Below are 23,332 nucleotides of genomic sequence, written 5' to 3'. Positions count from 1 at the left end.
ACGGGCATGAACAGGACATTGGCGCTGCTCGCCGGCCTCACCCTGGCGGCGGCTTTGGGTGCCGCGCCGGCGGCCAAGGCCGAGGGCGAGCTCTTCATCTACAACTGGACCGACTACACCGCGCCGGAGCTGATCGAGAGGTTCGAGACGGAGACCGGGGTCAAGGTCACCCTCGACACCTACGATTCCAACGAGACCCTGCTGGCCAAGCTGAAGTCGGGCGCGACCGGCTACGACATCGTCGTGCCGACTCACAACTTCGTGCAGATCCTCGTCACGGAAGGCCTGCTGGAGAAGATCGACGCCGCGGCGCTGCCCGGCTACGCCAACATCGAGGCGCGCTGGCAGAAGCCGGAATGGGACCCAGAGGGCGCCTACACCATCCCCTGGCAGTGGGGCACGACCTCCTTTACCGTCGACACCAGCGCCTACACCGGCGAGGTCGACAGCTACAAGGTGCTCTTCGAGCCGCCGGCCGAGCTGCAGGGCAGGATCGGCATGTTCAATGCCCCGGATGATCTCTTCCCCATGGCGCAGATCTATCTGGGAGTCCCGTTTTGTAGTGAGAGCGCCGAGGACATGCAGAAGGTCTTGGCCCTGCTGCAGGCGCAGAAGCCCCACGTCAAGGTCTACAACTCCGACGGCATCCTCGAGCGCCTGGTCTCCGGCGACACGGCGATCCACACCAACTGGAACGGCTATTCCCAGCGGGCGCGCAAGGAGAAGGCCTCGCTGCGCTACGCCTATCCCAAGGAGGGCGTGGTCACCTGGTTCGACAGCGTCGCGGTGCCGGTCGGCGCCAAGAACCGGGACAACGCGCTGAAGTTCGTCGCCTTCATGCTGGAGCCGCAGAACGCCGCCATCCAGTCGAACTTCGCCGGCTATTCCAACGGCATCGCCGGCAGCAGCAAGTATATGACCGAGGAGCTCAAGGCCGCGCCCGAGGTCAACCCGCCGGCCGACATCAAGGCCATGTTCAGCCAGACCTGCTCCAAGAAGGCCCTGCAGCTCCAGGACCGGGTCTGGACCAAGCTGAAGCAGTGACGGCGCGGGGGGCGGCAGGCGGGCCGCCCCTGTCATCAAAGCAACGGCCCGCTTGCAAGCACGAGTCGGGACGTCGTGGGGGATTCGCTCGGACGTCTCCGCCTCTCGCTGTCATTGCCGGGCTTGACCCGGCAATCCATGATGGACCCGGACCGCCGCTTCCATGGACCCTCGGGTCAAGCCCGAGGGTGAAAGCGGGGGTGGGGCCGTCTTGAAGCGACACCGACGAAGGATGAGCACTGAACCGAGGGCCAAGGGCGGAGACAAGGCCGCATGCTGACCGTCTACAGCCAAGACCATCGCCTGCACCACGGCAAGGCCGAGCTGATCGACGGCAAGCTGCTGCCGGCCTTCGAGAAGCCGGAGCGGGCCGAGATCGTCCTTGCGCGGGTCCGCGAGGTCGGGCTGGGCGAGGTCCGGCCGCCGGACGACTTCGGGCGCGAAGCCCTGGCGCGGATCCATGCCGAGAACTTCCTGACCTTCCTGGAGACCGCCTGGGAGGCCTGGGTCGCCGTCCACGGCGACTACGACGCCCTGCCGCTGGTCTGGCCGATCCGCGGCCTGCGCAGCGACCGCGAGCCCGAGGCCATCGACGGCAAGCTCAGCTACTTCTCCTTCGACGCCGGCACGCCGATCACCGCCGGCACCTGGCGGGCGATCACCGCTTCGGCCAACGTGGCGCTCACCGGCCAGGCCCTGGTCGCCGGCGGCGCGCGCGCGGCCTTCGCGCTCTGCCGGCCGCCGGGGCACCACGCCGCGCGGGACTATTACGGCGGCTACTGCTTCCTCAACAACGCCGCCATCGCCGCCCAGGCCTTCCGCGACGGCGGGGCGGAGCGGGTCGCGCTGCTCGACGTCGACTACCACCACGGCAACGGGACGCAGTCGATCTTCTACGACCGCGGCGACGTCTTCTTCGCCTCGATCCACGGCGACCCGCGCCAGGAGTTCCCCTACTTCCTCGGCTACGCCGACGAGACCGGCGAAGGCGCCGGCGAGGGCTGCACCGCCAACTACCCGCTGGCCTGGGGCAGCGGCATGGACCTCTGGTCCGAGGCCCTGGAGGACGCCTGCCGGAAGATCGCCGCCTACGGCGCCGAGGCCCTGGTCGTCTCCCTCGGCGTCGACACCTTCGAGAAGGACCCGATCTCCCGGTTCAAGCTGGAGAGCTCCGACTACCCCGCGATCGGCGCCCGCGTCGCCGCCCTCGGCCTGCCCACCCTCTTCGTCATGGAAGGCGGCTACGCCGTGGAGGAGATCGGCCTCAACGCGGTGGGCGTGCTGCAGGGCTTCGAGGAAGCGTAGAGGGTCGGCTGCCGATGTAACTCTCTCGCTGTCATGCCCGGACTTGATCCGGGCATTCATCGAGCAGCGGCACCATGGATTGCCGGGTCGCGCGAAGCGCCGCGCGTACGCGCCCCGGCAATGACATGTGGGAGGGTCGGTTGGGTCGCTCACCGCTCCGAGACCGCCAGTCTTGCGCCGAGGCCGATCAGGATCGAGCCGCCGAGCCAGCGGAGGATCTTTTCGCCCAGGCCGCTGTCGCGGACGCGGCGCAGCATGGTCGAGGTCAAGAGGACCGTGACCACATCCATGGCACTGAAGGCCAGGTTGACGATCACGCCTAGGACCAGGAACTGCAGCCAGACCGGCGCCGCCGCGGCCGGGTCGACGAACTGCGGCAGGAAGGCGATGTAGAAGATCGCGGCCTTGGGGTTCAAGACCTCCACGACGACGCTCTCCAGGAAGGCCCGCCGCGCCCGCTTGTCGCGGACCTGTGGCAGATCGCTCCGGTCCCGCCCGCCCCGGATGATCCCGATGCCGAGCCAGACCAGGTAGAGCGCGCCGGCGAGCTTCACCGCGGCATAGGCCTCCGGCACCAGCTTGAAGACCGCCGAGAGCCCGGCCGCGGCGGCGATCACATGGGCGAAGCCGCCGAGGTGGATGCCCAGCGCCGCCAGGAAGCCGCCCCGCCGCCCGCGCGCCAGGGTCTGGGCTGCGGTGTAGAGGACCGCGGGCCCCGGCATGACCGCGAAGACCAGGGTGGCGAGGAGGAAGGGGATCAGGTGGTCGAGGGTGGGCATCTGGGGCTCCGGTTCGAGCTAAAACGCGATCGTTCGATGTCCTTTACGGCCGGCAGTCTTCCCGCTGTGCCGGCCGTCGGGGTAGGGCGGGTGGCGTTGCTCGACGTCGACTACCAACAGGGCAACGGCGGCCAGTCAATCTTCTAGCAGGTTGTTGAAGAACTGCGAACGGCCACCCTCGCCCTTCGACGGGGCGCGTAGCGCCGGGCAGCACCCCCTGTCGAAGGATGACCTCAAGGCAAGGGCACGGGACTCTTTCAAGATCCCGCCCCACTTCAACATTTAGGAGCACGATTCGGACGTGAGGCCGATTCGACCTTATGTCATCGTGCTCCGGGCGCGGCGGCGGTCTGCTCGCCGCCGACCCCGGCCGCCGGCCCCAGGATCCTTGCGGCCAGGCGCCGCAGCTCGCCCGCTTCCGGCGCCGCCGCGTCCTCCAGCAACGTCACGCGGTGGCCCTCGCGTTCGGAGACCACGGGCAGGTAGCGGAAGCCGGTGAGCGCGAGGCGGTCTCGCCGCCTGGTGAGGGTCACTTCCAGCAGAGCGCCCAGGCGCACCTCGGCCGGCACGAAGTCGGAGTTGAGGTTGCCAAGGCTGTAGGCGATGAGGCCGTCGCGGTAGACCTCCGGTGGCCCGAGGACGTGGGATTGGCTGCCGACGACGAGGCCGATGCCGGCCTCGATCATGTCATGCGCGGCGCGGCGCTGGTCGGCGCTGGGCTGGTAGTGCCATTCCCGCCCCCAGTGCACCAGGGCGATCAGCATCTCGGCACCCTGGGCCTGCGCCGCCGCGACGTGCTCCGCAAAGAGGCTTTGGCCCTGGGCCCGATAGGGACCGGTCCAGTCCTCGAAGTTGAGGGCATGGATCGGCCAGTCCCGCGCCCAATAGCTCGGCTTCCCGGTTTTGTCCTCGTAGTAGTTGGGCGGGAAGGTATAGGCGACAAAGGCCAGGCGGACGCCCTTCACCTCGACGACTCGAGGGCCGATCTCGGCTGGCGAGGCCCCGACGCCGAGCCCGATCAAGCCGCGCGCTTCCAGTTCGGCCCTCGTCCGGAGGGCGCCTTCGAGGCCCTGGTCGAAGACATGGTTGTTGGCCTGGCTGAGCAGGTCGAAGCCGGCGCCGGCCAGGGCGTCGAGATGCGCCGGCGACCCATTGAACTGGACGGAGTTCGGTGGTGGCCCGAGGGGACGCCCCGGGTGGACCGGAAACTCGAGGTTGCCCAAGGCGAGGTCGAAGCCCCGGAGGATCGGCGCGATCCCGGCGTAAGAGGCAGCGAAATCGTCGTCGGCCTGGGCCCGGTGTTGCATGATGTCGCCGGCGAAGCCCAGGCGCAGCCGGGGGCCGGCGTCGTCGACGGCGGGCAGGGCCGCCGGGCCGGCGGCGGGCGGGGCCGCTTCCTCGACTAGGACGATGTCGGTCGAGGCCGGCCGTCGGGCCTCGACCGACAGGCTGTACCAGAGCCAGATCAGCGCGAGCGCGAGCAGCAGGCCGGCGCCGAGCTGCCAAGGGCCGATGCCGAGCGAGACTTTAGCCGCCAAGGGGCGCCCCCTTGAGACGGTAGACGAGGAATCGGCCGTTCCGGAAGGCGGTCTCAAGCCGCGGGTCCCCCGAATCCGTGTGCGGCAGGAAGGGAGGGATCAGAAGCCCTTCGGCGTCCCAGACGAAGTAGTCGGCCCGGGTCTCCTGCAGCAGCTCGGCAATCCGCGCCGGGGTGTTGAAGTTGGCATAGCTGCGGTCCCATTCTGCTATGCCTTTCCAGCCCTTGGCCTGGCGCGCGCGGCCGTCGGGGCGGGCGACCAGCTCCAGGCGCCGGCGCCACTCTGGGATCAGCGCCGGCTCGGAGGCGGGAAAGCCTTTGAAATCGACGAACCCGCTGCGCCGGGCATGAAAGCGAAACTTCTCGAAACCGGGCGGAAGGATGAAAAGGGCCTCGGCCTCGGTCTCCGCCTGCGCCCAGGCGAAGAGCGCGGCCTCGCCCGCGCCGGGCTTGGACGTCAGCTCGCTCTGCCAGACAAAGAAGCCGAGGGCACCCAGGCCGGCCAAGCCCCAAAGTGCCGCCAGCACGGGCCGCAGCCAGAGACGGCGTGCGGCGAGGACGGTGATGAGGCCGAGCAACATCAGCAGGAAGTGCCCCGGCCGCCCGTCGGGCTGGCTCAGCAGCAGCGTGAGGAAGCCGGAGAGCAGCAGCACCCAAAAGACGATCCAGCCGAGCCGCAGGCTGCGCTCCTGTTCCTGCCGCGTCCCCAGGAACTCCTGCTCCAGCGCGGCTGCCAGGGCGACGGCCGAGAGGCCGAGCAGCAACGGGGTGGTGCGGGTGAGATGCAGCAGATAGGGCCAGAGCTTCTGCGGCTGGCCCTCTTCCCCGAGGTGGAAGGCAATGGCCAGCGCTGCGATCGCGGCCTGGCCCAGCAGCAGGCCGAGAAAGGCGCGGGGCTGCGGACCCGGTTGACGCTCCAGCAACGCCGCCGTCGCTGCGAGGCCCAGGGCGGCGATCGTGACCACGATGGCCACGGCACCGCCGATCAGGATGAATTCCTGCGGCGTGCGGAACAGGTAACCCTGCTCGACGAGCAGGGCCGACGGCAGGTCTCCGCGCGGTGACAGCAGGAAGTCCCACGCCAAGGGCAGCGACACCGGCGCCGAGACCAAGGCGGTCGCAAGGCCGGTGAGCGCCAACGGCCGGAAGCCGGCACGGCCCAGAGCCAGGGCGGAGGCGGCGACCACGGCCCCGCCGTGCAGGGCGACCACCGGATGGGCGATGCAGGCGAGGCCGAGCAGCGTGCCGGCCAAGAGGCTGCGGGGCCGCAGCCAGGCCTCATAGGCCCAGAGCACCAGGACCAGCGCCAGCCACTGCATGTGGAAGGCGTTGCCGAAGAGGCCATCGTACTGGCCACGGCCCAGGCCCTGCACCTGGGCGCCCAGCGCGATCACACAGGTCAGCGGAAGGAAGACTCCGCTGCCCCCCAAGCGCCTGCAGAGCTGCCAGAGGGCGCCGAAGGTGGCCAGCGACAGCAGAAGAGTCAGCAGCCAGAGCCCGGTGGCCAGACCCAGGCTCGCCTCCAGGCCGGAGACCAGGAAGGGCCAGACCGGCGAGTGTAGCCGCTGGCCCTGCAGCAAGAGATCGCTGCCATAGAGCCCGGGATCGGCGCTGGCCCAGGCGAGCGGGATATAGATGTAGTCGTCGATCGAAGGAAAGGGCCGGTAACCGAGAGAGGCCCGCAGCAGCAAGGCACTGGCCAGCGCGAGCAGGAGGCCGAGCCAGGGCGGCAGGGGTGCGGTGTCTGGCCGCGCAGGCAGGGCGGGCATGGAGCCTCCGGGGAAGTCGCTGGCCCCGAAGGTCGCCGGGACTTCTTGAAGAAGGGTAAAGTCCGCTTCGTTCTCCGCCAGCGGCCTGCGCGCGCCAAGGACCGATGGGTGACGAGCCGGCGCCCCATCGGGGAGCCTGCAGCCGGAACCGGCTACAGGCAGAACTCCATGTCGCAGATCGTGAAGGTCGCGACGACGAAGGCGATGATGAAGACCACGTGCAGCAGAGGCAGACACACGAGACCGACAGCCAGCCTGTGCCTGCCGAGGAAGAAGGCGATCCAGCCGGCAAGAACGGATGCGCCCGCCGTCAGGGGCAGCGACATGAAGACCATCATGAACCGCGCCGTTCCTTCGCTCAGGCTGCCCGTCCCCGGCGTCGCCAGGGCGCCGAGTGCCACGAAGAACCCGGAGACGAAAAACCAGGAGACCACGGACAGACCGAGGATGATCGCGGCGTCGCGCTTACTCATGTCGTCATCCCTGAGCGCGGGCGAGAGGGCCACCGGCACTGTGCCCCCACGATTTCTGAGCCCGTGAACAGTGCCACCGGCGCTGTTCCGCCTTTTTCTCCTGAGCGTGGAGAAGAGTGCCACCGGCACTCTTCTCCACGCTCAGCCCTTAACGCACACGACCTGCTTGAGGGTGTGGAGGACCTCGACCAGGTCGGACTGAGCGGCCATGACCGCGTCGATGTCCTTGTAGGCCGCCGGGGTCTCGTCGATCACGCCCTCGTCCTTGCGGCACTCGACGCCCTCGGTCGCGGCGCGGTGGTCCTTCAGGGTGAAGCGCCGCTTGGCCTCGCTGCGCGACATGACGCGGCCGGCCCCGTGGGAGCAGGAGTGGAAGGCCTCGGCGTTGCCCTTGCCGCGCACGATGAAGGAGCGCGCGCCCATCGAGCCCGGGATGATGCCCAGGTCGCCTTCGCGGGCCCGCACCGCGCCCTTGCGGGTCACCCAGACCTCCGCGCCGAAGTGGCTCTCCCGCTCCACGTAGTTGTGATGGCAGTTGACCGCGACCTTGGCGGTCTTGAGCTTCGGCAGGGTCTTGCGCAGGGCCTCCAAGGTGCGCGCCATCATCACCTCGCGGTTGGCGCGGGCGTAGTCCTGGGCCCAGCCGACCGCCTCGGTGTAGTCGTCGAAGAGCGCGTCCTCGCCTTCGATGAAGAAGGCCAGGTCCTTGTCCGGCAGGGTGCCCGAGATGAAGCGCTTCTCGATGCCGCGGCGGGCCTGCTCGATAAAGTAGGTCCCGACCTTGTTGCCGGTGCCGCGCGAGCCCGAGTGCAGCATCACCCAGACCAGCCCCGCCTCGTCCAGGCAGACCTCGACGAAGTGGTTGCCGCCGCCCAGGGTGCCGAGCTGGGCCAGGGCCTTGTGGGTGAAGATCTTCGGGTGCCTGGCGACCACGGCCTGCAGGCGCGCGGCCAGGTCGGAGCGGCCGAAGGCGGTCTCGGCTCGGGCCGGGACTTGGCCGTCCTTCCAGTCGCCGCCCTTGCCGTTGCCGACCGGCACCGCGCGCTCGATCTCGGCGCGGAGCTTGGCGAGCGAGTCCGGCAGGCGCTCGGCGGTCAGGTCGGTCTGCACCGCCATCATGCCGCAGCCGATGTCGACCCCGACCGCGGCCGGGATGATCGCGCCCTTGGTCGCGATGACCGAGCCGACGGTGGCGCCACGGCCCAGGTGCACGTCGGGCATGGCCGCCACGTGCTTGTGGATGAAGGGCAGCGCGGCGATGTTCTCTAACTGCTTGCGCGCGGCCTCCTCGACCGGGACGCCCTTGATCCAGGCCTTGATCGGCTTGCCGCGGGTCTCGATGAACTCGAAGCCGCTCATGGTCTTCGCTCCTGCTTGGCGGGGCCTGACCTTGCCCCGAAAAAATTAAGGCCGGAAAAACTTAACCCCTCCTTGGCCGCGGCCCGGGAGGGGTTTTCGAAGGCGTCGCCAACGATGTCGGGTCGTCACGGACGCGGCGGAAAGCTCCCTTCCGGCAGGACACGGCAAGGCCGCAGCCAAGGCGCGGCGTCGGCCCGGCTGCGATACCTCGCATGAGATGACGATCTTAAGGTCATATCAGCGCTTCCGCTCGCCCCCGGCGCCTATCGCCGGGGGCCAACTGTGTAGCGCCGGCCGTGCTTGAAAGTCAAGGAGGACCACAGAGCGCGCCCTAGCTCATGGGGTCTTGCAAGGTTCTTCGCCCGCGCCGGTGAACGCAGACGGCATGCGCTAACCATTTGCAATTGTCTAATATATCTCGGGTCAGCCGATTCCCGTCGAGTGGCGTATGATCTGGTTTCCACCCTTGGGCGCATAAAGGACGCCAAAGCGCGGGGAGGTAGGACTTGCCGGCAGACCAGTCACCCTTTCACCGGGGCGAGAAGGAAATCCAGGCTCGCATCGGCATGGCGGACAAGATGGAGGACCTCGGCCGGCGGATGATTCGCCGTAAGATGCCGGCCGAGCATCAGGCGTTCTTTGCCCAGCTGTCCCTCCTGATCGTCGGCACGCGGGATGTGGCCGGCCGGCCCTGGGCCTCGGTCTTGGCGGGCGAGGCCGGTTTTCTTCGACCCATCGATGCGCACAGGCTGCAGGTGACGGCGCGGCCGATCTATGGCGATCCTCTGGGCGAAGCGCTCGTTGAGGGGGCGGACATCGGCGCCTTGGGGCTCGAGTTCCCGACCCGCCGGCGCAATCGCCTCAACGGCAGAGTGGCCCGGAAAAGCCGGAAGGACTTCGAGATCGAGGTCCTGCAGAGCTTCGGCAACTGCCCGAAGTACATCCAGGCCCGCCGGCCCGCTCTGGCCGGTGAGATCTCGCGGATCGGCGAAAATCGGCCGGTGCAGCGCGGAGAGGCCCTGACCAAGGACCAGGCCGCCCTCGTCGCGCGCGCCGACACCCTGTTCATCGCCAGCCATTTCTCGGAGGACGCCGCGGATTGGCGCCAAGGCGTCGACGTGTCGCACCGCGGCGGCAAGCCGGGCTTCGCGCTGGTCGCCCACGAGACCCTGCTGTTGCTGCCGGACTATTCCGGCAACTGCATGTTCAACACCCTCGGCAACATCGCGGTCGATCCGAAGTGCGGCCTGCTGTTCATCGACTTCGAGAGCGGCGACACGCTTCAGCTGACCGGCGAGGCCGAGATCCTCTGGGACCCGGCGCACATCCGGCGCTTCCCGGGCGCCAAGCGGGTGCTGGCCTTCACCGTCCGGGAATCGCTGCGGATCGAAGGGGCCGTACCCTTCACCTGGACGTTCCAGGACTACTCCCCCGTCTTGGACGGGCCAGAGTTCTCCGACAGCGGAGAGGATGTGGTCGCGGACCAACCGACCGTGACCTTGAAGTCGGTCAACGTCTCCCTGCCCAAGGAGATCCTGCACGACGGCAAGGCCATCACGACCGGGATCTTCAAGGAACCGGTCGAGGGGCGGGTGATGCTGCGGCGCCTGAATCTGGACGGCGACGGACAGGCGGATCTCTGGGGCCACGGCGGGACCTTTCGGGCGGTCTACGCCTATCCCTTCGAGAACTACGCCTACTGGGCCCGGGAGCTGGGCCGGGACGATCTCGAGCTCGGCCAGTTCGGCGAGAACTTCACCGTCGAAGGCCTGCTGGAAGACGACATCCACGTCGGCGACGTCTTCCGGGTCGGCGGCGCCCTGGTCGAGGTCAGCCAGCCGCGCGTGCCCTGCTACAAGCTGGCCATCAAGATGGGCATCGACGGCTTCCAGAACCAGTTCCTGGCGAGCGGCCGGATCGGGTTCTATTTCCGCGTCCTCGAGGAGGGCGAGGTCGGCGCCGGCGACCGTCTGGTTCTGGTCCGGCGGGACCCGGAATCCCTGAGCGTGCGCGCGGTCAACGAGCTCCTCTACTTCGACAAGGAGAACCTGGAGGCGACCGGCAAGGCCTTGGCCATGCCGGCACTGTCGCACGGCTGGAAGGGTTCCTTCGAGGAGCGCCTGGCCAAGGCCGAGGACTGCCCCGCGGCCCGCGAGGGCTACCGGAGCTTCGTGGTCGAGCGCAAGGCCCAGGAGAGCGAGACCATCACCTCCTTCCACCTCGTGCCGGAAGACGGGGCGCCCCTGCCGCCTTTCCTGCCGGGCCAGTTCCTGACCTTCGAGCTGACGATCCCGGGGCAGGACAAGCCGGTGATTCGCACCTATTCGCTCTCCGACAGTCCCAATCCGGACCGCTACCGCGTCAGCATCAAGCGGGAGCCGGCCCCCGAGGGTCGACCCGATTCGCCGCCCGGTCTGTCGTCCAATTTCTTTCACGACCGGGTCGAGGTCGGCAGCAAGCTTCGCATCGGCGCGCCGCGCGGCAAGTTCCACCTCGATCCGGAGGGCGCGCGGCCGGTCGTGCTGCTGAGCGGCGGGGTCGGACTGACCCCGATGGTGAGCATGCTGAACAGCATCGTCGACAGCGGCAACCCGCGCCCGGTCTGGTTCATCCACGGCGCCCGCAACGGCCGGGAGCATGCCATGGGCGCGCAGGTCCGGCGGCTGGCCGCGGAGAACGCCAACGTGCGGGCCCACATCCGCTACAGCCAGCCGACGGAGCAGGATGTCGAGGGCCGCGACTACGACAGCCGGGGACGGGTCGACGTCGCCCTGCTGAAGACGCTGCTGCCCTTCGGCGACTACGACTTCTACATCTGCGGGCCGACGCCCTTCATGCGCTCGCTCTACTGCGGCCTGCGGGCCCTCGACGTCTCGGAGAGCCGCCTAAACTACGAGTTCTTCGGCCCGGCTTCGCCGCTGCAGGAAGAGGCCAGGCCGCTCGGCCCGGACAAGGCACCGAGCGCCGAGACCGAGCTCGCCGGCGGCCTGCAGGTGACCTTCGCCCGCTCGGGCGTGACCGCCGACTGGGACTCGGCCTGCGAGAGCATCCTGGACCTGGCCGAACGGCAGGGCCTCAGCCCCGATTTCAGCTGCCGCTCGGGCATCTGCCAGACCTGCATCTGCACCCTGGTCGAAGGCGAGGTCGAGTACCTCGAAGAGCCCCTGGACGAGCTGCCGCCCGGCAGCGTCCTGATCTGCTGTTCGAAGCCCAAGTCCAACCTCGTTATCGAGGTCTGACTGCCGGCGAGGGACCCGGAGCGATCCTCGTCCTTTAGTCCAGCGGTTTCAGGTCGCCCAGCAGGGTCGGGATCAGCTCGGTGACGGTCGGGTGGATATGCACGGCGCGGCGGATCACGCTGTAGGGCGCGTCGGCGTACATCACGTCGAGCAGCGAGTGGATCACCTCGTCGCCGCCGATCCCGAGGATGGCCGCGCCGAGGATCCGCTCGGTCTCGGCGTCGACCAGGACCTTCATGAAGCCCTGGGTCTCGCCGCGCTCGCGCGCGCGGCCGACGCGGCTCATTGCCATCTTGCCGACCAGGGCCTTGCGGCCCGAGTCCCGGACCTCCCGCTCGGTCAGGCCGACCCGGCCCAGGGGCGGATCGATGAAGAGCCCGTAGGTCAGGATGCGGTCGGTGACCCGGCGCGGGTCGTCGTCGAAGAGGTTGGCCGCGAGGATCTCGTAATCGTTGTAGGATGTGTGGGTGAAGGCGCCGCGGCCGTTGACGTCGCCGATCGCCCAGATGCCCGGCACGTTGGTCCGCAACTCGTCGTCGACGACGATTAAGCCGCGCGGGTCGGTCTCGACGCCGGCCGCCTCCAGGCCCAGGTCGTCCGTGTTGGGCACGCGGCCCACCGCCAGGAGCACGTGGCTGCCGAGGATCTCTTCGGGTCCGGGCTCACAGCTGGCGGTGACCGCGACCCGGTCGCCGCGCCGGGCGAAGCCCACGCACTCGGCCTTTAGGCGCACCTCGACACCCTCGGCCTCCAGGATCGCCTTGACCTCGGCGGAGACGTCCTCGTCGTCGCGGGCGATCAGCCGCTCGCCCATCTCCACGACCGTGACCCGGCTGCCGAAGCGCCGGTACATCTGGGCGAACTCCAGGCCGATGTAGCTGCCGCCGATGACGATCAGGTGCTCGGGCAGGAAGTCCACCTCCATCATGGAGGAATTGGTCAGATAGTCGATCTCGTCCAGGCCCGGCAGGTCCGGGACGCGGGCGCGGCCGCCGACGTTGAGGACGATCCTGTCGGCCTCGAGCAGATCCCCCTTGACCCGGACCGAGGTGGCACTCTCCAGGCGGCCGTGGCCCTCGTAGACGGTCAGGTTCTCCATGGTCTTGAGCCACTTGGTCACGCCCTCGTTGGATTGCCGCACGACCGCGTCCTTGCGCGCCTTGACCCGCTTCATGTCGACGGCGACCGGCCCCCCGACGGTGACGCCGTAGTCGGCGCCGCGCCGCGCCACCTGGGCGGCCCGGGCGCTCGCGACCAGGGTCTTGGTCGGGATGCAGCCGACGTTGACGCAGGTACCGCCGAAGAGCTTGCGCTCGATGATCGCCGTTTTCATGCCCTCCCGGGTCATGCGCGCGGCGAGCGAAGGTCCGGCCTGGCCGGTGCCGACGATGATCGCGTCGTAACGTTCCGCCATGACGTCTCTCCCCGTTCCGGCGGTGTGAGCCAAGGAACGCCTAGCCTAGCGAGTTTCCGCGGCCGAAACACGGTGCTTCCCGGCGCGGTCCCTCTGGTCACGAATTCATAAAGTTCCCGGGCTAACGTCCGCGCGACCGGGCCGGCCCGTCGGTCCCCATGCAGGAAGAGGAGACTCTGCCATGAGCGCCAAGCCCGACCGCGACATCGAGAAGGGCTATCCGACCGACGACTTCGTCGCCAAGCTGCGCCGCCCTGCCGACTGCCTGGAGTCCGCGGAGAACTTCGAGATCCAGGTCGCCGGGGAGCGGATCTACGTCCCCGACCGCGCCGTCTTCAACATCGAGCACGAGCGCGAAGACGGCGCCGAGGAGCTGGAGTTCCAGGTCAGGTGGCAGAGCTGAAGCTTCGGCAGCCGCCCGGGAAAGCTCCCGCTCGCCGAGCCGAGCCTGAGGAGACCAACCTATGGATTTAGTCCGGCGAGACGCGCTGCTGGCGCGCATCGGTGATGTGAACGAAAAGACCGAGAACCTGCCTCTGGTGACCTTGGAGGAGTTCTTCGTGGGCAACGATGACGGCGCATCGATTTGGTGCAATTTCCTCAACGGCCCGACGCCCGACAAGGTCTACGGCATTCTGAAAGGGATCAGAGATCGGCAAGATGTCGCCGATGTGCGCATCCTCGTCACGCAATTCGACGGCGGAGAAGAAGACTGGCCCTTCTCCGACACCGTCTACTTCATCACCTCCTGCAGCGAAGCCGAGGTCTTGTCCTGGATTGGCGATGAGTACGCACCCGACGAGATCGAGAGCGGCGCCTCCTTCGGACCGGCCGAGAGCGTCCCGGTGCCGAAGGGGATGCAGGTCATCTACGCATGGTGGGATTGAAGACCTTCGGTTGCATGCCGCTTCGGGCGGCGGGCCGCTAGGCCTCCTGGCTTCGGGCCGGTCTCAAAACGCATAGTCCGGCAGGACGTTTTCGAGGGCGGTGGCCTCGACGTCGAGGTCTCCGAGCGCCAGGGCGTCCTTGGCCACCACGTTGTCGTGTTTCATCAGGACGACCTGCGCGCGCGTCAGTGGCGGGGCGGGGAGCAGCGATGCCAGGCCCGCCAGGGCCTGCCAGAGCGGAAATGGAAGGGGCAGCAGAAGCCGCCGCCGCCCCGTGTGCCGCAGGACGAGCTCGATGAGTGCGCGGTAGCTGTAGACCTCGGGGCCGCCGAGCTCGTAGGTCTTTCCCAGCGCTTCGGGATGAGTCAGGGCGCGGCGCGCGGCCTCGGCGACGTCGCCGACGTAGACCGGCTGCAGCCGGGTATCGCCGCGCCCGAAGAGCGGCAAGACCGGCGCGCGGGCGGCGATTCCTGCCAGGGCGTTCACGAAGCCGTCCTCCGGCCCGAAGAGGACGCTGGGGCGCAGAATCGTGGCACGCGCGAAGGCCTCCGTGACCAGCAGCTCGCCTCTGGCCCGCGCCCGGACGTAGCGCGATTCGGACTCCAGGTCCGCGCCGATGCCGGAGACGTGGATCAAGCGCTCGATGCCCAGGTTTGCGGCCTGATGCGCTACGGTGAGCGCGCCGCGCTCGTGGACCGCCTCGAAGGTCTCGGCGCCCTTCTCGACGTAGAGGCCGACGGCGTTGACGACCGCCTGGGATCCCTCGACGGCCTGGGCCACGGAGGTCTCGTCGCGCAGGTCGGCGTAGACCTGCCGCAGGCCGCCGCCGCGATCCCCCTGCCGGTCGACCACGACACGGTCGGGACGCCGGACCGCAACGCGAACCGTGATCCCCTCGGCCTGGAGCCGCGCGACGATCTCGCGCCCGAGGAAACCCGAGCCGCCGAACACGGTCACGTAGGCGCGTTGCCCGGTCGCTGCCATGACGTCGCTTTCAATCCACAATCCTATGCGTCTTCGCTGGCGGCTTGAAGCCTGCAGCCGGTGACGCAACGCGATGACGGAAGCAGCGCTGCGCTTCCCATTGAGACCCGGCGTACGCGGTCGAGCCCGACCGGGTGCTCGGCGAGGATCGCGCCACGACGAATCCGGGAAGTCCGCGCACGCGCGGGAAAAAGGCGGCATGGCGAAGACGGCATTCATCGGCTTGGATTGGGTCTGTTGGCCTACAAGTGCTCAGGAGCTGCCGATCAATCCGGCAGACCGGCCATCCTCAGTCCCTCGATCTGGTTCTTGATCGTCTGCTCAGGGTCTTCGATGTAGACTCGATACATTGCAATGACTTTTGAAAGCCTGAGATCCGGAGAAAGCTCAAGCAGTCGGCGCGCAACGCGCTCAGCGTCTTCCTGGCGGCCCAGATGTGCCAGCGAGGCCGCCTGATACCGCAAGGACGCAGTTGCCTTCTGGTTCAGGTCGTAGACTCGGCGCGCCGCATCGAGCGCCGCTCCGAAGTTTCCCAACTCAAGGTTGGCGAACGCGCGTGAGATTTGCGCTCGAAATGCCATGGGGTCTCGCGGGCTCAAGCGCAGAGCGCGCTCGCAGCGCTCGATCGCCGTCTCGAAGCGCCCTTGACAGAGGTGCAGAATGGCGCTCGCGACCCAGGCCCAGGCAAAGCTGGGGCAGCGATCAAGGGCTCGCTCGACCATGGCAAGCCCACCGGATACGTCGGCGCGAAAGAACGCCAAGGTATAGCCCGCGTAGGCACAAGCCTCAGGTTCCTCATCGGCCATTTCGATGGCCTCGCGAGCCAATCGCAATGCCGCTGCGATCTCCTTCGGATCGAAGTCCGCAGAACGGTGCGGGGCAGTGGTCAGACACCAAGCGCTCAAGGCCTTGGCTTTCGCGTAATCGCGCTGATGCTCCAGGGCGGCGTCGAGGCTACGTCGTGCCTCCTCGACCTGCGAGCGGTTGAGCGCCGACAGCGCTCTCAGATAGTGATCGTAGGCATCGAGCCTTCGAGTGGGTTTGCGTGCAACCCTGGCAATCTCCGCCGCACGGATCTCCGGCGCGATCGCACCGACCACAGCTTCCGTGACCCGATCCTGCAGATCGAAGACGTCGGCGAAGCGGCCTTCGTAGCGCTCTGCCCAGATATGCACACCGGTCCCGGCATCGATGAGCTGTCCCGTCACCCGCAAGCGGTCGCCCGCCCGCCGGACACTGCCTTCAAGTACGTAGCGCACACCGAGTTCGCGCCCGATCTTGCGCACATCCGCTGCGAGGCCCTTGTAAGAGAACGAAGAGTTGCGGGCGATCACGAAGATCCACGGGATGTGGGAGAGCGCCATGATGATGTCTTCGGTGATGCCGTCGGCGAAGTACTCCTGCTCGGCATCGCTTGAAAAATTCTCGAAGGGCAGTACGGCAACCGACGGCTTGTCCGGGAGGGCGAGGGCGGGGCGCGTGTCCCTCGGTGTTTCGATGGCGAGGGCGTAAACTCGCACCGGCCAGGCGATGTTCTTCAGCTCACGCGGACCGAGGCTCTCGAACTCGAGGTCGAGCTTGTTGAAGACGTCATCGTAAACTCGCTCTGACACAGCGACGCCGCCGGGCTCCGCGATACTCTCCAGCCGGACGGCAATGTTCACATCGTCGCCGTGAATATCGTCGCCGTCGACGATGACGTCACCAGTGTGCACGCCAATCCGAAACTGCAGTTGTCGGTCGTTCGGCTGTTCTTGGTTACGCTCTGCCATGCAGCGCTGCATGGCTGCGGCGCAGGCCACTGCGTCGACGACCGATGCGAACTCCACGAGGAAGCCATCGCCTGTCGACTTGACGAGGCGCCCACTGTTGAAGCCGATGATCGGCTCCAGGGCGCTGAGGTGACCCTTGTAGGCGCGGAACGTGCCCTCCTCGTCTCGACCGACCAGCAGGCTGTAGCTGGCGATGTCGGCGGCGAGAATAGCGGCGAGACGACGCTCCATTTCTGGGCCCTCTGGGCTCGTCTGCGAGTAGTTTGAACCGGAATGCGGCAGCGGTCGAGATGCATCGGGAGGTGCCACCGTTGAGACCCTGGGGGTGCTCGGCTAGGATCGCGCCGCTCCGAAACGGGACCATCTTAGGGCAGCGCGGGAGAGACGGCATGGCGAAGACGGCGTTTATCGGCCTTGGGGTCATGGGCTATCCCATGGCCGGGCACCTGAAGGCGGGCGGGCACGAGGTCACGGTCTACAACCGGACCGCCGCCAAGGCCGAGCGTTGGGCGGTCGACCACGGCGGCAGCTTCGCACCGACGCCGCGCGAGGCCGCCGAGGGCGCCGAGGTCGTCTTCACCTGCGTCGGCAACGACGACGACCTGCGGGCCGTGGTCCTGGGCGAGGACGGCGCCTTCGCCGGCATGGAGAGGGGCGCGGTCTTCGTCGACCACACGACGGCCTCGGCCGAGGTCGCGCGGGAGCTGGGCGCGCTCGGCGCCGAGCGCGGGATCGGGGTGATCGACGCGCCGGTCTCCGGCGGCCAGGCCGGGGCCGAGAACGGCGCGCTGACCGTGATGTGCGGCGGCGAGGCCGCGGTCTTCGACAAGGCCGCGCCGGTGATCGAGTGCTTTGCCCGGGCCTGCATCCTGATGGGCCCGGCCGGCGCCGGCCAGCTGACCAAAATGGTCAACCAGGTCTGCATCGCCGGCCTGCTGCAGGGCCTGTCGGAGGGCATGAACTTCGGCCGGAAGGCCGGGCTCGACATGGACAAGGTCATCGAGGTGATCTCCCAAGGCGCGGCCCAGTCCTGGCAGATGGACAACCGCGCCGCGACCATGTGCGCCGGCAAGTTCGACTTCGGCTTCGCGGTCGACTGGATGCGCAAGGACCTCGGCATCGCCCTGGCCGAGGCCAAGGGCAACGGCGCCCGCCTGCCGGTCACCGCCCTGGTCGACCAGTTCTACGCCCAGGTCCAGGCCCGCGGCGGCCGGCGCTGGGACACCTCCAGCCTGATCCAGCTGCTGGCGCAGGATTGAGCGGCGGGCGGCCGGGTCAGCCCCTCACCCAGCTCCGGCTAAGGCTCGGCTGGAAGCCTCACCAAGCCTCCACAGCCCTCTCCCGCTGGGAGAGGGCGGCGAGCGTAGCGAGCGGGTGAGGGGTCAGCTGTCTTCCAGCTGCTTGAGCTCGCGATTGACGACACCGGCGATCTCGGCCAGGCGCTCGCGGCTGGCGGCGCCGCTGACCGCGTAGGCCAGGCTGCGGGTCGGCCAGGCCAGGGAGACCGTGGCCTCGTCCTCCAGGAAGACCTTGCCGGGCGCCAGGCGCTTGGCCTCGGCGGTGATGTAGCAGGTCACCCGCTCGCCCTCGGCGGTCTCGTAGACCAGCAGGGCCGCCGGGCCGTTGACGGTCGAGATCAGGCGTCCGCCCAGCAGGTTCAGCCCGGCATCGCTGAGGTCCGGGGCCATGATCGGCACGCCCAGGCGCTGGGTCAGCCATTTCTGAAGGTAGTCCCGCTCGATCGCCGCGACCTCGACGGCGTGGCGCCGGTCGACCGCGTAGACCCGGTGCGCGGCCACGGCCTCGCGCAGGAAGCGCTTCTCCTCGACGGCGAGGAAGGGCAGCTTGTCGTAGCCCCAGCCCAGGGCACCGCCGATCGCGCCGCCGATCGCCAGGAAGAGGACGGCCGCAGCGACCCGCGGCAGCCAGGTGATCTCGCGCGCCGGTGGGCGATCCTGCAGGACCGCGAGCATGGCGGCCGGCACCGCCTCGTTGCCGATCCCGGCCAGGGCCGCGCGCAGGGCCCGGTTCTGCCGGCGATAGGCGCTGACCCGCTCGGCGTCGTCGGGGCTCTGGGCCAGATGGGTCTCGACCTCGGCCCGGCGCTCCGGCGTCAGCTCCTCGTCGACGTAGGCCTGCAGGTCGTCCAGGGTCACCAGCTTCGGGTCGGTGCTCATTTGACCCTCCGGATCGGCGGCACGTTGCCCCGGTCGGTCAGCTCGCGCAGGCGTTCCCTCCCGCGGGACAGGCGCGACATCACGGTCCCGACCGGCACGCCCAGGACGGCGGCGGCCTCCTCGTAGCGCAGGCCCTCGACCCCGACCAGCAGGATCGCCTCGCGCTGGTCGTCGTTGAGGTTGTCCATCGCGTCCAGGACCTCGGAGGTCTCCAGCTGGTCGCCCTGGCGGGCGTTCTGTCCGAGGTGCTCGGCCGCCTCCGAGGGCGCGAAGCGCGGCTGGCGCGACAGGCTGCGCATCTGGTTGGCGTAGAGGTTGTGCAGGATGGTGAAGAGCCAGGCCCTGAGGTTGCCCGGCTGGCGCCAGAGGTGGCGCCGCGACCAGGCGCGCAGCAGGCAGTCCTGAACCAGATCGTCGGCCCGTTCGGCATCGCGCAGCAGGGCGCGTGCGTAACGCCGGAGGGCCGGGATCTCGGCTGCGATCATCGTTGCCAAATCGTCCATTCCCCAAGCCTGCCCGGATGCCAAAAGGATCACAAATGTTAAATCTGTGCGTCCGGTCGGCTTGCTTCAGCCCGAGTTCGACCACCCTTGACCGACGAACACCGGATGGATGGAGTTCCATCCCATCGCCCCCTCCGAGGTCGAGGCGGGTGGCATTTATGCAACAGATTCAGAGGGCCGTCCGTACCGAGGCCGGCGAGGAACCGCTTCTCGGGGATCCGAAGCGCGAGGGCTGCATCGCGCGGCCGGCTGTGGCAGCCTGTCGGGGCCGGACGGCTCTCGTGGCCCCGGTCGAGGCAGCAGGGAGAAGGACCCCGACAATGACCGAGCGCATCAGCCCCGAGAACGACGACCTGCTGCTGGTGATCGACGTGCAGAACGACTTCTGTAGCGGCGGCGCCCTGGCGGTGCCGGAGGGCGAGGCCGTGGTGCCGGTGATCAACGGCCTGGCCGGGCGCTTCGGCCACGTGGTCCTGACCCAGGACTGGCACCCGGCCGGGCACCGCTCCTTTGCCTCCAGCCACCCCGGCCGCCAGCCCTTCGAGACGACGGAGCTGGATTACGGCTCCCAGGTGCTCTGGCCCGACCACTGCGTCCAGGGCACGCCGGGCGCTGCCTTCCACGCCGAACTGGCCCTGCCCCAGGCGGAACTGGTCCTGCGCAAGGGCTTCCGGCCCGCCATCGATTCCTACTCCGCCTTCTTCGAGAACGACCAGACCACGCCGACCGGGCTGGGCGGCTACCTGCGGGAGCGCGGGCTGGGCCGGGTCTTCCTCTGCGGCCTGGCGACCGACTTCTGCGTCCAGTTCTCGGCCCTGGACGCCCGGCGCCTCGGCTTCGAGACAGTGCTGATCGAGGACGCCTGCCGGGCCATCGACTTGGAAGGCTCGCTGGCGGCCGCCCGCGCCAAGATGGCTGAGGCGGGCGTGGTCACGGTGACGGCGGCGGAGATCGTTTGAGGGTCCGTTTCCCCTCACCCAGCTCCGGCTAAGGCTCGGCTTGCGGCTTCGCCAAGCCTCCACAACCCTCTCCCCGGGGGAGAGGGAGAGGCCCGGCGCAAAGCGCTGGGAGGGTGAGGGGTCTTCCCTTAGGACGCGGGCTCGGGCTCGGCCTCGAGGTACTCCTCGACCTTGGGTAGGAGGCGTTTCACGACGCGGTCGGCCAGGCGGTAGGCCCAGCCCTCGGTCCGGGCGGTGATCTCGGACACCCGTTCCTCGGCGGCGGCGCGGGCCTCCTCCTCCGCCGGAGCGTCCTCGGCCAGGGCGGCGGTGAGCTTGGCCCAGAGCTCGCCCTCGGCCTCGCCCAGCTCGACCGTGACCGTCACGCCGTCGAAGGTGGTCACCGTGCTGCGGTTGGGCGCGGCGACGAAGTCGATCTCCGCGGCCGGCGCGACCTCGTCGAAGCTGACGAAGGCCAGGGCGGCACCGAGCTGCGCGGTCTTGCTGGCCGCCGATTTGCGGCCTTCCGGCAGGTCGGCGAGCTCGAAGTCCTTGTCCTCGGCGGCACGGGTCGCGGTGAAGACGCTACCGTCGGCGTGCGCCACCTCGATGCCGGCGACCGTGTTGGCGGCGATGTGGACCACGTCGGTCTGCAGCCAGGCGCGCTCGCCCTCGGGCAGCTCGATCGTCCCGGCGGCCAGCCAGGCCTGCGCGCCACCGGGCGTGCGGTAGTAGATGCCGCCGCTGGCGTCGCCCAGGGCGCCCGGGCGCTGCTTGCCGAGCAGGGCCTCGGCCAGGACCGCGCCGTCGGCGGCGCTGACCCGGACTAGGCGCGACTTGGCGCCCTCGCCCTCGACGTCCTCGACCTGGAGCCGAACGAAACCCTCGGGCTTGCGGGTCTTGGGCTCGGCGACCTTCAGCGCCCGCAGGGCCAGGATGACCTCGCGCACGCCCTCCTCGCGCGCCGGATAGCCCTGCTTGCTCGGCAGGGTCCAGGGTCCCTCGCCCTCGCGGGCCAGGACCACCGGGCCCTCGGCCGTGATCACCTCAAGCTTGGCGGCGTCGTTGAGCCGCTCCTGCAGCAGCGGGAAAACCGGCTCCTCCGGCTGCAGGGCCTGGCGCGTGACCGGCTGCTCACGCAGGGCGTAGACCGCGCCAGCCACGGTGGCCAGGGTGACGACCGCCAGGATGACGAAGTTCCGCGGGCTCATGCGGTCGCCTCCGCTCGTGCTGCGCCGCTCCGGGCCGAGCGCGCCGCCCGGCGGCGGCGCAGCCAGAGCACGCCGGCGGCGATGACCACGGTCACCAGCGGCATGCCCCAGATGTTGACGCCCTTGACCCAGGCCTCGACCTCGCCGATGTCCCGGCGCAGGGCGCGCTGGACGTCGCGCAGCTCGCGCCGGGCCTGGATCAGGTCGCTGCGCAGCTTGGCCAGGGCCTGGTCGGCCTCGGCGCTCTGCAGGATCCCGGTCGCCTGCTCTTCCTGCTGCAGGCGGGCGATCTCCTCCTCGGCCTTCTCGATGCGTTCGACGATGGCCTGCTCCTGCTGGCGGTACTCCAGCTCGGCGTCGCGCTGGATGTCCTGGATCAGGGTCAGCGGCCGGTCGACCAGGGCCCGGCCGCGCAGGCTGATCAGCCCTTCGCTGCCGCTGAGGTTGTCGAGCGCGTTGACCACCAGGTCGACGTTGTTGGCGATCGGCAGGGCCAGCTGCTGGCCGAAGAGGTTGTCGGCCCGCGACCAGACGCTGTCGACCAGCAGGTCGGAATCGGCGATCACGATGAGGTTCGCCGCGCCCTCGGACTCGGAAAGGTGCGCCTGCTTGAGCGCCTCGGCGTCCTCGGCCGTCTCCAGCAGGGCCTCGGGCGGGCCGTCGGGGAAGGCGGTCTCGACCGCGCCGGTGACCCGGGCCGCCAGCACCTTGGGCTCGCCCGGGCCCAGGAACTTGGCCAGCAGGGCGACCGGATCGGGGGCGACCTGAATCTCGGAGACCTCGATCGGCAGGCTCTGCTCGCTCGAGGTGATCAGCGGCTCCAGGGTCGTGGTGGCGCCCTCGCGGGCGGCGATCGCGCCGGCGGCGTTGAGGTTGACCACCTGGAGCTCGGCGGTGACCGTGTCCGCGCCCGCCAGGCGCTCGGCGCCGAGCGACAGCCAAGGCACGTACTCGGTCACCACCTGGCGGCCGCGCACCCGCGCCGCCACCTTACGGGCCGAGAGCCGGTCGCCGACGATGGTCTCGGGATCGATCTCCAGGCCCCAGGCGGCCAGCAGGGGCGCCATCTCGGCCGCGCCGGTGCTGACGTAGCCGCCGCTGCGCTGGTTGATCTCCGCCAGGGCCTCGGACCAGGGGTCGATCAGCGCCAGGACCCGGCCGCCCCTGAGGACGAACTGGTCGATGGCGTAGAGCGCGCCCTGCGGCAGCCCCTCGGGCTGGGCGAGGAGCAGGACCTCGACCTCGTCGTCGATCTCCAGGGCCTCGCCCGACGCCTCGAGGAAGGAGAGCTCGAAGAACTGCTCCAGGGAGGAGGTCGCCAGCCAGGGCCGGAAGCCGGTCAGGGGGTTGCCGCGCAGCGGCAGGGCGCCGAGCACGGCGACCCTGGGCTTGTCCGGATTGGCCAGGTTGTGGACCAGGCGGGTCAGGTCGTACTCCAGAAAGGCGGCGCGCTCCGGCTGGAAGAAGGGGATCGCGTCGCTGTCGTCGGTCGCGTTGAAGCCGGTCAGGCCGAAGTAGACGACGCTGCCCCCTGCGGCCAGGGCGGCGCCCTGCAGGCCCTCGGCGACCGCCTGGTCCTCCTCGGGCGAAAAGGGCTCCGGGTCGAAGACCTGCAGGCGGATGCCGCCGCCGGCCAGGCGCTCGTACTCGCGCAGCAGCTCCTCGACCCGACGGGCGTGGTTGCCGTAGTAGGGGTTGGTCTCGACCAGCGCCTTGGAGAGGTAGAAGCGCAGGGTCAGGGGCTCGTCGATCTCGGCCAGGACCTTGCGGGTGCCCTCCGACAGGGTGAAGAGGCGCTGCTCGGTCAGGTCGAGCCGGGTCTGGGTCAGGGTCGTCTTGGTCAGGATGTTGAAGGCGACGAAGAGCACCATCGCCAGCAGGATGGCGGCGAGGGCCAGGCGGTTACGGGTCGCCGAGGTCAGGCCTTTGCTCATGGTCGCC

The 23,332-nt window shown here is 69.0% G+C and carries 19 protein-coding genes; 7 read left to right on the top strand and 12 right to left on the bottom strand.

Annotated features, from left to right (window positions below; genetic code table 11):
- The first annotated feature begins 6 nt into the window (after positions 1–6).
- Both QNJ30_26530 and QNJ30_26525 read left to right on the top strand, forming a co-directional pair.
- On the top strand, positions 7–1,044 hold the full coding sequence (locus tag QNJ30_26530; GenBank protein MDJ0947023.1) for an extracellular solute-binding protein: 1,038 nt from the start codon (positions 7–9) through the stop codon (positions 1,042–1,044).
- Between the two features lie 273 nt (positions 1,045–1,317).
- Complete coding sequence (locus tag QNJ30_26525) at positions 1,318–2,349, top strand: histone deacetylase family protein (protein ID MDJ0947022.1); 1,032 nt, start codon at positions 1,318–1,320, stop codon at positions 2,347–2,349.
- A gap of 149 nt (positions 2,350–2,498) precedes the next feature.
- Here QNJ30_26525 and QNJ30_26520 read toward each other — a convergent pair whose 3' ends face one another.
- The 5 genes from QNJ30_26520 to QNJ30_26500 form a co-directional block, all read right to left on the bottom strand.
- Positions 2,499–3,128, bottom strand: coding sequence for a LysE family translocator (locus tag QNJ30_26520; protein ID MDJ0947021.1), 630 nt, complete (start codon positions 3,126–3,128; stop codon positions 2,499–2,501).
- A gap of 323 nt (positions 3,129–3,451) precedes the next feature.
- Complete coding sequence (locus tag QNJ30_26515; protein ID MDJ0947020.1) at positions 3,452–4,666, bottom strand: CapA family protein; 1,215 nt, start codon at positions 4,664–4,666, stop codon at positions 3,452–3,454.
- On the bottom strand, positions 4,656–6,434 hold the full coding sequence (locus QNJ30_26510; protein ID MDJ0947019.1) for a hypothetical protein: 1,779 nt from the start codon (positions 6,432–6,434) through the stop codon (positions 4,656–4,658). Before QNJ30_26510 ends, QNJ30_26515 begins: the two co-directional genes overlap by 11 nt.
- Before the next feature lie 152 nt (positions 6,435–6,586).
- Positions 6,587–6,907, bottom strand: a complete 321-nt coding sequence (locus tag QNJ30_26505) for a hypothetical protein (GenBank protein ID MDJ0947018.1) — start codon at positions 6,905–6,907, stop codon at positions 6,587–6,589.
- A gap of 141 nt (positions 6,908–7,048) precedes the next feature.
- Positions 7,049–8,266 (bottom strand): RtcB family protein, encoded by a 1,218-nt coding sequence (locus QNJ30_26500; protein ID MDJ0947017.1) that lies wholly within the window; start codon positions 8,264–8,266, stop codon positions 7,049–7,051.
- A 506-nt stretch (positions 8,267–8,772) separates the two neighbouring features.
- On the opposite strand from QNJ30_26500, the gene QNJ30_26495 reads away from it, so the two are divergent.
- Entirely contained in the window at positions 8,773–11,505 is a 2,733-nt protein-coding gene (locus tag QNJ30_26495) for an MOSC domain-containing protein (protein MDJ0947016.1), read from the top strand.
- A gap of 34 nt (positions 11,506–11,539) precedes the next feature.
- On the opposite strand, the gene QNJ30_26490 is transcribed toward QNJ30_26495, so the two are convergent.
- The gene (locus tag QNJ30_26490; GenBank protein MDJ0947015.1) at positions 11,540–12,919 is read right to left on the bottom strand and encodes an FAD-containing oxidoreductase; all 1,380 of its coding nucleotides are present in this window, start codon (positions 12,917–12,919) and stop codon (positions 11,540–11,542) included.
- A 181-nt stretch (positions 12,920–13,100) separates the two neighbouring features.
- Between QNJ30_26490 and QNJ30_26485 the strand changes: the two genes are divergently transcribed.
- Both QNJ30_26485 and QNJ30_26480 read left to right on the top strand, forming a co-directional pair.
- Positions 13,101–13,322 (top strand): amphi-Trp domain-containing protein, encoded by a 222-nt coding sequence (locus QNJ30_26485; GenBank protein ID MDJ0947014.1) that lies wholly within the window; start codon positions 13,101–13,103, stop codon positions 13,320–13,322.
- Between the two features lie 61 nt (positions 13,323–13,383).
- On the top strand, positions 13,384–13,806 hold the full coding sequence (locus QNJ30_26480; GenBank protein ID MDJ0947013.1) for a hypothetical protein: 423 nt from the start codon (positions 13,384–13,386) through the stop codon (positions 13,804–13,806).
- A gap of 63 nt (positions 13,807–13,869) precedes the next feature.
- Here the strand turns inward: QNJ30_26480 and QNJ30_26475 are convergent, their stop codons facing one another.
- Together QNJ30_26475 and QNJ30_26470 are read right to left on the bottom strand one after the other, a co-directional pair.
- Positions 13,870–14,790 carry a complex I NDUFA9 subunit family protein gene (locus QNJ30_26475; protein ID MDJ0947012.1) on the bottom strand — a complete coding sequence of 307 codons (921 nt, stop codon included), beginning with the start codon at positions 14,788–14,790 and terminating at the stop codon, positions 13,870–13,872.
- A 266-nt stretch (positions 14,791–15,056) separates the two neighbouring features.
- Positions 15,057–16,793: an adenylate/guanylate cyclase domain-containing protein gene (locus tag QNJ30_26470; GenBank protein MDJ0947011.1), complete on the bottom strand. Its 1,737-nt coding sequence runs from the start codon at positions 16,791–16,793 to the stop codon at positions 15,057–15,059.
- 158 nt (positions 16,794–16,951) lie between these two features.
- Here QNJ30_26470 and QNJ30_26465 point away from each other — a divergent pair, with 158 nt between their 5' ends.
- Positions 16,952–17,821 (top strand): NAD(P)-dependent oxidoreductase, encoded by an 870-nt coding sequence (locus QNJ30_26465; protein ID MDJ0947010.1) that lies wholly within the window; start codon positions 16,952–16,954, stop codon positions 17,819–17,821.
- A 123-nt stretch (positions 17,822–17,944) separates the two neighbouring features.
- Here QNJ30_26465 and QNJ30_26460 read toward each other — a convergent pair whose 3' ends face one another.
- Complete coding sequence (locus QNJ30_26460) at positions 17,945–18,739, bottom strand: anti-sigma factor (GenBank protein MDJ0947009.1); 795 nt, start codon at positions 18,737–18,739, stop codon at positions 17,945–17,947.
- Positions 18,736–19,242, bottom strand: a complete 507-nt coding sequence (locus QNJ30_26455; GenBank protein MDJ0947008.1) for a sigma-70 family RNA polymerase sigma factor — start codon at positions 19,240–19,242, stop codon at positions 18,736–18,738. Before QNJ30_26455 ends, QNJ30_26460 begins: the two co-directional genes overlap by 4 nt.
- A gap of 320 nt (positions 19,243–19,562) precedes the next feature.
- Here QNJ30_26455 and pncA point away from each other — a divergent pair, with 320 nt between their 5' ends.
- The gene (gene pncA, locus QNJ30_26450) at positions 19,563–20,201 is read left to right on the top strand and encodes a bifunctional nicotinamidase/pyrazinamidase (protein ID MDJ0947007.1); all 639 of its coding nucleotides are present in this window, start codon (positions 19,563–19,565) and stop codon (positions 20,199–20,201) included.
- A 128-nt stretch (positions 20,202–20,329) separates the two neighbouring features.
- Here pncA and QNJ30_26445 read toward each other — a convergent pair whose 3' ends face one another.
- Together QNJ30_26445 and QNJ30_26440 are read right to left on the bottom strand one after the other, a co-directional pair.
- On the bottom strand, positions 20,330–21,391 hold the full coding sequence (locus tag QNJ30_26445; protein MDJ0947006.1) for a DUF4340 domain-containing protein: 1,062 nt from the start codon (positions 21,389–21,391) through the stop codon (positions 20,330–20,332).
- Positions 21,388–23,325 carry a Gldg family protein gene (locus tag QNJ30_26440; protein ID MDJ0947005.1) on the bottom strand — a complete coding sequence of 646 codons (1,938 nt, stop codon included), beginning with the start codon at positions 23,323–23,325 and terminating at the stop codon, positions 21,388–21,390. The genes QNJ30_26445 and QNJ30_26440 overlap by 4 nt, the downstream gene beginning before the upstream one ends.
- Positions 23,326–23,332: the final 7 nt, after the last annotated feature.

This window comes from Kiloniellales bacterium (assembly GCA_030066685.1).
GTDB lineage: Bacteria > Pseudomonadota > Alphaproteobacteria > Kiloniellales > JAKSBE01 > JAKSBE01.
Note: the sequence above shows the minus strand (reverse complement) of the source record. Positions and strands in the feature narration are given on the sequence as shown.